The 5760-nt window shown below is 43.8% G+C and carries 4 protein-coding genes and 2 tRNA genes; 2 read left to right on the plus strand and 4 right to left on the minus strand.

From position 1 onward, the window contains the following. Window positions 1-502: 502 nt before the first annotated feature. Window positions 503-577: transfer RNA gene (locus tag HRT75_RS13835), tRNA-Val, on the minus strand. 100 nt (window positions 578-677) lie between these two features. On the opposite strand from HRT75_RS13835, the gene HRT75_RS13840 reads away from it, so the two are divergent. Together HRT75_RS13840 and HRT75_RS13845 are read left to right on the plus strand one after the other, a co-directional pair. Further along, the gene (locus HRT75_RS13840) at window positions 678-986 is read left to right on the plus strand and encodes a DUF6122 family protein (protein WP_366665083.1); all 309 of its coding nucleotides are present in this window, start codon (window positions 678-680) and stop codon (window positions 984-986) included. Window positions 987-1128: 142 nt separating this feature from the next. Then, window positions 1129-2586 carry a T9SS type A sorting domain-containing protein gene (locus HRT75_RS13845; RefSeq protein WP_291187932.1) on the plus strand — a complete coding sequence of 486 codons (1458 nt, stop codon included), beginning with the start codon at window positions 1129-1131 and terminating at the stop codon, window positions 2584-2586. Between the two features lie 572 nt (window positions 2587-3158). Here HRT75_RS13845 and HRT75_RS13850 read toward each other — a convergent pair. The 3 genes from HRT75_RS13850 to HRT75_RS13860 form a co-directional block, all read right to left on the minus strand. Then, window positions 3159-3233 (minus strand) — tRNA-Val (locus HRT75_RS13850). Between the two features lie 67 nt (window positions 3234-3300). Further along, window positions 3301-4473, minus strand: a complete 1173-nt coding sequence (locus HRT75_RS13855) for a folylpolyglutamate synthase/dihydrofolate synthase family protein (RefSeq protein WP_366665084.1) — start codon at window positions 4471-4473, stop codon at window positions 3301-3303. A 48-nt stretch (window positions 4474-4521) separates the two neighbouring features. Continuing rightward, on the minus strand, window positions 4522-5760 hold a 1239-nt coding region (locus HRT75_RS13860), incomplete at its 5' end, for a T9SS type A sorting domain-containing protein (protein ID WP_291187935.1).

Here is a 5760-nt window from a genome sequence, read left to right on the forward strand (position 1 = left end):
GAGGAGTGATTTTTGGGCGCCCCCTGTAGTGGAACAAGTTCACTACAGGACCGGGCTTTCTGCTTTATCTTTGCGCTTCGCACAAAGGATGCCGCTTTAATCCCTGGCGCGGAGATTTGGATTACTCGCTGCGCTCGTGATCCTTACGCAACGACATTTTGCAAAGCAAAATCAAATGTCCGGTGGACATTTGAGTGAAGTACCCGCGTTAGCGGAAAACACATTTTTTTTAGTAAAGCGACAAATTGCCAATAGGATTACTCCCTTTAGTCGTGATCCAATCATCGCCAAAGTTGCAAATAGCATCCTTAAGATGCAGCTTCGCTGCTTCTGTAATCTGGATTGCCTGAGGCATCCATCTAACCGCACTCCTGTAAATACAATTCAAAAAGGCGCTTCGCACCTTTAAGATTTTTAGTTCGTGACCACTCATGAAAGTAAACTTTCAATGTGGCCTAGAACTAAAAATCCCAATGCAAATGCATTGGGATTGTGCTTAATGTGGGTCATACTGGATTCGAACCAGTGACTTCTACCCTGTCAAGGTAACACTCTGAACCAACTGAGTTAATGACCCTTAATACAAAGATATTTATTCTACCAAGTCCGAGCAAGAATAGCCAATAGATTTAAGCGGATAAAACCCTAATTTTGAAAAGTAAAAATCTCATATATCCTTGCGCCCCCTAATCCATTACGGCCTTCACTTTATTTTCCCCTTATTGGTGGCGCTGCTCTTTTACAGAAAGGATTGGAAAAAGGCGTATCTGATATTTCTGGCGACCATGTTGATCGATCTTGATCACCTTTTAGCCGATCCTATATTTGATCCCAACCGCTGCAGCATTAACGTTCATCCGCTGCACACCTATTATGCCATTGGAGGTTATTTGTTACTTGTTTTGTTTAAGAATCCATTGCGCTATATCGGTCTGGGTTTACTCATGCACATGTTAGCAGATTGGGTGGATTGTCAATTAATTTAAAGCAAGGAAAAACACCTCAAGTAATTGATTAATTGGACTTTATAAATAATTTCGTGAAATTCACTCGGCTTGCAATAAGATCAAGACAGTAGGAATTTGAGTCTTTTGATTGTTTTATTGACGAGCTAACCAATTAAACACTATGAAAAAGTATAACCTACTGGCTGCCCTTATTTTGGGCGGCAGCTCCCTTCTTTTTGCCCAAAACATACAAATGGAACTCGCAGATCCCCAACCCTTCTTACAAGGATCGGACACAGGAGACATGGAATTTGCAGATCTTGACGGTGATGGTGATATGGACCTTATCGCAACAGGATCAGGGAATATGAGCGACGGTACTACCCACGGTGCCTTAACCACAATTTACCTCAACGACGGGGCAGGAAATTTTACTGCAGTAAACGATCACGGCATTGAGAATATTCGCGTTAGCAAGATTGGCCTAGCGAACATTGACACCGATGACGACCTTGACCTCCTGATTTCTGGATTTACCGGCGGTGGTATTGCGCTAACCAAGCTTTACACCAATGATGGTGACGGTAACTTTACCGAAGTAACGGGATCACCCTTTGAGAGTTTGGAAAACGGCTATTTCAACTTTGGTGACATTGATGGAGATGATGACCAAGACATAGTATTTTCTGGCGGACACAGTGGCATTGAAGATGTTGTAAAGTACATCAACGACGGCAACGGTAATTTTAGCTTAGATACTACTATGGGAGTTACCGGCGTTGGCGGAGTATTGGATTTATCTGATTACGATGACGATGATGACCTGGATCTTATTATCTGCGGAAAGGATAGCTCAGACAACACCGTTACGCGTTTGTACACTAATGATGGGAATGGTGACTTCTCACTGGTGGTTGATGCTGGATTCAATGGTGTTGAGTTCGGAGATATCGCCCCTGGAGATACTGATGGCGATGAAGATTTAGATATCGTTATTTCAGGCAGTAGTGTCACTGGCGATTTCATTACTGAATTCTATCGCAACAATGGAGACAATACATTCACTCAACTTACCGACGCGCCTATACTTGGCTTAGCAGCAGACGGTGAAACATCTATGCACGATTTTGATAACGACGGGGACTTAGACATTTTTGTAATTGGCTCTGCGAATGGCGGTCTACCGAATATCTTCAGTCACATATATGAAAACCTCGGAGGAAACAATTTTGCGCTATCAAGTGAATTTACAGGAGCTTATCTTTCTACTCACGCCGTAGCGGATGTTGATGGAGATGATCTACTAGATATAGTGATTGGCGGAACCACAACCAGTTCTCCAGTACGCGGATCTTTTTTGTTCAAAAACGTCAGTGCTGTCCTCAACGTCACTGAAGTAGATTTCAATGAAGTCTTAAGCATATATCCTAACCCATCAAATGGCCAATTCAATATTGAGATTGGAGCGGTCTCAAACGCAGAACTCAAGATTTACAATCTTCTCGGGCAAGAAGTCTATGCTCAAGTACTGCAATTGGGTCAAAACAATCTTGAATTAACATTGAACTCAGGAGTTTATCTAGCAACAATCAAAAGCAGCACACAACAAATCACCAAAAAGCTGGTGATAAGAAACTAAAGCCCCTCGAATCGCGACCACCTTCTAATTGGATTATCGCGCTTTTGCGCGATGATCCGGAAGGTTACCGCAATGAAGTTTTGCAACGCAAAACCAAACATCCAGTGGATGTTTGATGGAGGTAGCCGCGAAGCGGAAAAGAACTCATTCCATAGAATCCCGAGCGCCCCCTTCTGGGATTATCGATTCAAAAACGGGCCTATATTAGAAGGGATTACTCGCTTCGCTCTGATGAAAGCATACTATTTTGGAAGATTATCTAAGTGGGCGCGAAGACTGCTGAGCGTATAAAAAATGTCCAGTGGACATTTTTAGCGAAGCATGCGGCTTGCCGCGCAGGAAGTGAGTTTCACTAAATTTTGATAACAACAGGACAGTTTAAATAGAAGAGTTCGATAGAATCCCGAGCGCCCCCTTCTGGGATTATCGCGCTTGCGCGCGATGATCCGGAAGGGAGTTACCACAGCAAAACAACCCTCCCGGGTTGTTTTTCATTTGCTTAAAAACCTGAAAGCAAGCTTTCGGTTTTTTGCAAATGAAAAAACCCACCTCAAATGAGGTGGGTTTTGCTGTGGGCGCGAAGGGATTCGAACCCCTGACCCCTTGGGTGTAAACCAAGTGCTCTGAACCAACTGAGCTACGCGCCCTTGCTTTGTTAAGCGGTTGCAAATATAGGTTCTTTTTTTATTGGTGCAATACTTTTTGAAGAAAAATTTAGACTACTTCAGCCACGGTGAAGGTGCTTCCACCCACATAAATCAAATCTGTTTTTGAAGCCTTTCTTTTTGCTGCCCCAAGAGCTCTACCTACACTGCTGTATACCTTACCGTTACGTCCCTGAGCTTGAAAAATAGTTCGCAATTCTTGAGCGTCCATTGCGCGCGGAATCTTTGCTTGGCAGAAATAGTACCGAGCATTTTCCGGGAACATCACAACTAAATCTGCCACCTTTTTATCACTGACAAAACCTAGTACCAAATGCAATTGGTCATAGCTCGCATTTTTCAACTGGTTCAGCACAATAGTCAAGCCTTCTTTGTTATGCGCCGTATCTGCAATGATTGTTGGTGATTCACCGAGCTGCTGCCATCGTCCTAATAGACCAGTAGTCTTAATGACTTGGCTCAATCCCATCTTTATAGCAACATCGGGAACATTAAAACCTCTTTTTTTCAATTGCTCTAAAGCGATTAGCACCGTTCTGGAATTCTGTTTTTGATAATCACCTTTGAGATCTAGTGGATAGCTTGAAAAAGGGTGATCTTCTGCATAAAAAATAGGCGCTCCCACATCTTGAGCCTTGGTCTTAAAGACCTTTTTGGTCTCAGGTGTAGTTTCTCCTATGACTACTGGAATTCCCGGTTTTATGATCCCTGCCTTTTCTGCAGCAATAGATTCTAATGTATTGCCCAAAAACTGCATATGATCAAACCCAATATTGGTAATGATTCCAACCTCCGGACTGATGACATTGGTAGAATCCAATCGGCCTCCAAGGCCTACCTCAACTACGGCAATATCAACCTGCTCTTCTTCAAAATACTTAAAGGCCATACCAACAGTCATCTCAAAAAAGGACAATTGCTGTTGCTCAAAAAAGTCTTTGTGAGCCGCTACAAATTGAACAACCGCTCGCTTGCCAATAGGCTTTCCATTGATCTTAATACGCTCTCTAAAGTCCTTTAAATGCGGAGAGGTGTACAAACCAACCTTGTATCCGGCCGCCATTAAAACAGAGGCTAGCATATGACTGCAAGATCCTTTGCCATTGGTTCCCGCAACGTGAATACTTTTAAAACCCTGCTCGGGATTCCCGAGATGCTCGCATAGCGCTCGAGTGTTGGAAAGATCGATCTTATACGCAGCGCCCCCGACCCTTTGGTACATAGGAAGCTGCGCAAAGAGCCAATCTAATGTCTGCTGATAGTTTATAGCTTATCGTTTTATAAAACGCTTGGTCTGTGTTCCCTCAGCGCTTGTAAGTTGTAAAAAGTACACGCCTGCCTGCAGTTCGCTAACATCTATGGATTGAGAAAATGGTAACTCTAAAACCTTTTGCCCTAGAGCATTGTAAACGCTAACAGAAGCATCCTGCAAAGGCAGAGAACTCGTTATGTTCAAAAGCCCGTTCACTGGGTTCGGCGCTAAGATCAGCTCCGCATCCGCAGTGAATTCATCCGTGCTTAGTACATTCACACTAATGTCTAATTTATAACTGGATCTTCCGTAAGTCGCTGCGAAAAGCAATTCGTCAGCCTCATGAATATCCAGATCAGTTACCACGACAGCAGGCATATTAGCTCCAATAGGAACCCAAGTGGTCCCTTCATCTTCAGAACCTAAAACACCAATATCGGTCCCTAAAAATAAGTTTCCAAAAGCGTCTTGTACTATGTCATTCACAGGAATATCCGGCAATGAAGTGCCAATATTGGTCCAAGTTGCACCAAAGTCCGTACTCTTATAAACATGCCCGTTATCTTCTCCAAAACGATAACCAGAAAGGGTCACATAAAGGGTGTTGGCATCAAAACGAGAGGTGAGCACTTTGGTTACCCATCTGTCTGGCAAAGCAGTTGAAACCTGCGTCCAATTGCTCCCACCATCAGTGGTGGTCCAAATATTCCCGTCGTCATAACCAATAATGATCTTATCTGAATCAAAGGCAGAAACACCTATGCTCGTCAAAGTTCCAAAGCCGTTGTTACCCGGGTAAGGACCATCGTGTAAAATAGGGCTGATCGCATTCCAGTTGATCGCTCCGTCTACCGATTTATACAGTCGCTCGGCTCCATAGTAAACAATATTGCTGTTTGCCGGGTCAAAGACTATGGGCGTATCCCAATTCTTGCGCTCAGAGCCATCTACACCGCTCAACACTACATTAAAACTGGCTGCATCATCAATGGACTTTTGCAAGAATCCACGTTGGGCAAGGGTGTAAATAGTTCCGCTATCCGTTGGATCAATGAGCGGTTGAAAGCCGTCTCCACCGGTAATGATAGTAAAGTCGCTAAGGCCTCCAGTGGTAGTTCTAAAGGTACTGTTGTCCTGCGAGCCTCCATAGAGTCTGTCGCTGTTCTGCGGATCCGCTTTTATACGGTAAAACTGGGTAATGGGGAGCGTGTCATCAAAGGTCCAGGAATTGCCTGCATCGGTGCTTGTGTACAAACC

The organism is Gilvibacter sp. (assembly GCF_013214815.1).
GTDB lineage: Bacteria > Bacteroidota > Bacteroidia > Flavobacteriales > Flavobacteriaceae > Gilvibacter.

Bases quoted from the DNA above. Each gene is read 5' to 3' on its own strand.
- HRT75_RS13855 (WP_366665084.1), bottom strand. From the start codon at position 4,473: ATGTACCAAAGGGTCGGGGGCGCTGCGTATAAGATCGATCTTTCCAAC.
- HRT75_RS13845 (WP_291187932.1), top strand. From the start codon at position 1,129: ATGAAAAAGTATAACCTACTGGCTGCCCTTATTTTGGGCGGCAGCTCC.